The organism is Flavobacterium sp. (genome assembly GCF_043722275.1).
In the GTDB taxonomy this organism is placed as follows: Bacteria; Bacteroidota; Bacteroidia; order Flavobacteriales; family Flavobacteriaceae; genus Flavobacterium.
Window position 1 is genome coordinate 1 of the sequence record NZ_JAYSPC010000071.1, and the last position, 1,601, is coordinate 1,601.

Here is a 1,601-nt window from a genome sequence, read left to right on the forward strand (position 1 = left end):
TGCGCTTAATTTCTGTGAAAGAAATATAACGGTTAAAAAAACAAAACTGTTTTTAAAATATTTCAAATTCATAAGAGAGTAAACAAATCTAAACAAATTATTTTAGGTTAAACATATTTATACAGGGCTTTCTTATAAAAAATTAAACTTGCTAAACGCCTTGAACAAAGTTAAGATATTGTCTGAAAATTCATCTATCAATTCTTTTATATTATTTGGTTTTAGTTGATAGATGGCATTAAGGACAATAGTTCTACAGGTAGCCATATTATGTGACAATTCGGGGAATTTAGATTTTAATGCATCTTCATTTAAGGACACATCTCGTATATGGTTATTGGTTTCAACATTCCAATGATCTTTCACAGCATTAAACAATTCATGAGTTGTATCGTTAGCTTGTGTTTTTTCATTAGAGATGTAGTAAGCTGTTTCACAGCTTATCGTTTTAGCTTTACAATTATAACGTTCTCTTTCTACTTTAATTACTGTTTGAAAATTAGCATTACTCCATCGTTTATCAAAACAAACATTTTTTAGATCAAAGCTTTCATATTTCCTTGTATCCACCCTCCCATTACCTTTTTCAGGCTCTGGACAATATTGATTAATCGGCTTTTTAGTACTGCTAATGCTAACCAGAGTGTCTAATAATTCTTTTTGATTCTCTTTAACTCCAATTAAAAAAATGCCACCTTCACCTTCACCTTCAATGTATGTAACTGTTTCTGGGGTTAAGTGAAGGGCATCTAATGTGATTTTTTTATTAGAGCAATTATCTTTAAGGAGTTCTAATACACTAGGACGCTCACTTTCTTTTCGCCCATTATAAAATTCTTGTTTAGACACAATTCTCGTGCTGTGTTCAACTAGTTGAGTAACGGCTTCTCCACGAGTATTGCCTTTTAAAATACTGCCTCGCAATTCTTTACCATCCGAGGCAAACCAATTACTTTGTTCAATAGAAAGGCGTTGGTAAAAAAAGGTACTCATCAATCTATTAAAAATTTCAACATTTACTTTTTTAAAATAAGGGGTAATTGAGCCCGTGAAACTGCCTTGATTAATGGCTGTTCAAGATAACTGCACAATTGCTCATTGGTGTTTTTAATTGCTCTGTGAATACTAGATAAATTGCCATCTTTATTCCTACAAAGGGCAAGCATAACTCCTAATAAAACAAAGGCTATACAATGTTTTTTTCCTCTGTTGTCTCGTAAATCTATATTTTCGCATTTTTTTATTTGTTCGTATAAACTTGTACATTTACCTTTAATTGGTTGTTCCATCGTTTTGTTTTTTTATTGGTTCAAAACAAAATTACTTAGCGGGGAACTCCAATCTTTTCTAAAATCAAAATCAAATCAAGATGCTATTGTTTAAAACTTTACCTTTTTTATAAGAAAGCCCTGCCTGTGGTGGTTGCAGATGATACATTGGCGGAAAATGTATAATTGCTAATGTTTGATGAAGCTGTGAAGTTAATAGGCAAAGCATGTCCAAAGCCAGGGTCGGTATCTACAAAATATTCACCTGTTACAATATTGCCAATTGCTTCACCTTTTATAAATGGAAATGTATTGGTGAGGCTCCAATTGCCT

At 32.1% G+C, this 1,601-nt stretch carries 3 protein-coding genes; all 3 read right to left on the minus strand.

Annotated elements, in window-relative coordinates:
* Positions 1-132: 132 nt before the first annotated feature.
* Entirely contained in the window at positions 133-993 is an 861-nt protein-coding gene (locus ACHZDT_RS09915; protein ID WP_394774464.1) for an ISAs1 family transposase, read from the minus strand.
* Positions 994-1,016: 23 nt separating this feature from the next.
* Entirely contained in the window at positions 1,017-1,289 is a 273-nt protein-coding gene (locus ACHZDT_RS09920; protein ID WP_394774465.1) for a hypothetical protein, read from the minus strand.
* A 107-nt stretch (positions 1,290-1,396) separates the two neighbouring features.
* Positions 1,397-1,601, minus strand: a 205-nt coding sequence (locus ACHZDT_RS09925) for a hypothetical protein (RefSeq protein ID WP_394774467.1), incomplete at its 5' end; no start/stop codon positions are given.

What these genes read in the sequence shown, in the direction of transcription:
- ACHZDT_RS09920 (WP_394774465.1), bottom strand. Translation starts at nt 1,289, where the DNA reads ATGGAACAACCAATTAAAGGTAAATGTACAAGTTTATACGAACAAATA.
- ACHZDT_RS09915 (WP_394774464.1), bottom strand. Translation starts at nt 993, where the DNA reads ATGAGTACCTTTTTTTACCAACGCCTTTCTATTGAACAAAGTAATTGG.